1 protein-coding gene is annotated in these 738 nt (G+C 68.8%); it reads left to right on the top strand.

The genetic code is table 11. The annotated features are described in order from the left end of the window. Nucleotides 1-555: alpha/beta fold hydrolase (locus tag JHD07_RS39445; protein ID WP_291632038.1), on the top strand; the 555-nt coding region annotated here is incomplete at its 5' end. Nucleotides 556-738: the final 183 nt, after the last annotated feature.

The following is a 738-nucleotide window of genomic DNA, read 5'->3' as shown; positions in this document are numbered from 1 at the left end:
GCGCTGACCGTCGGCGACATGGCGGCGATCCTCGATGCGGTCGGCGCGGAGCGCGCCATCATCGGCGGGCTTTCGCTCGGCGGCTACATGTCGCTGGCGTTCTATCGTGCGCATCCGGAGCGCGCCCGCGCGCTTCTGATCATCGACACCGGCCCGGGCTTCAAGAAGGACGACGCGCGCGAGGCCTGGAACGCGCGGGCGCTTGCCACCGCCGACCGGCTCGACCGCGAAGGTCTCGACGTCCTGAAAACGGCGACGCGCGAGCGTGCGACCGCGAGCCACCGCGACGCCAGGGGCCTCGCACTCGCTGCGCGCGGCATGCTGACCCAGCGCGATGCGCGCGTGATCGAGCTGCTCCCCGACATCAAGGTGCCCAGCCTGATCGTGGTCGGCGCCGACGACACCCCGTTCCTCGCCGCGTCCGACTACATGGCAGCAAAAATCCCCGGCGCACAAAAGGTCGTGATCCCCGCGGCCGGGCACGCCGTCAACATCGATCAGCCCCAGGCTTTTGTTGACGCGGTCACGCCTTTCCTGAAGAACTTGCCGGCATAGGCCGATCGAGCAGGGACACGGGCAATGAAGCTGATGATGCTGGCTGCGGGCGCGATGTTGCTGTCGATCTCTGCGCAGGCCGAACCGTTCGGCGCCGGGCCGCCGCGCCAGCCTTTCGTCGCGACCCTGTCGAACAACATTCCGCTCGCCTTCGGCATGGACGCCGAACAGACAGCCCGCGCG

The organism is Bradyrhizobium sp. (assembly GCF_016462955.1).
Lineage (GTDB): Bacteria > Pseudomonadota > Alphaproteobacteria > Rhizobiales > Xanthobacteraceae > Bradyrhizobium.
Note: the sequence above shows the minus strand (reverse complement) of the source record. Positions and strands in the feature narration are given on the sequence as shown.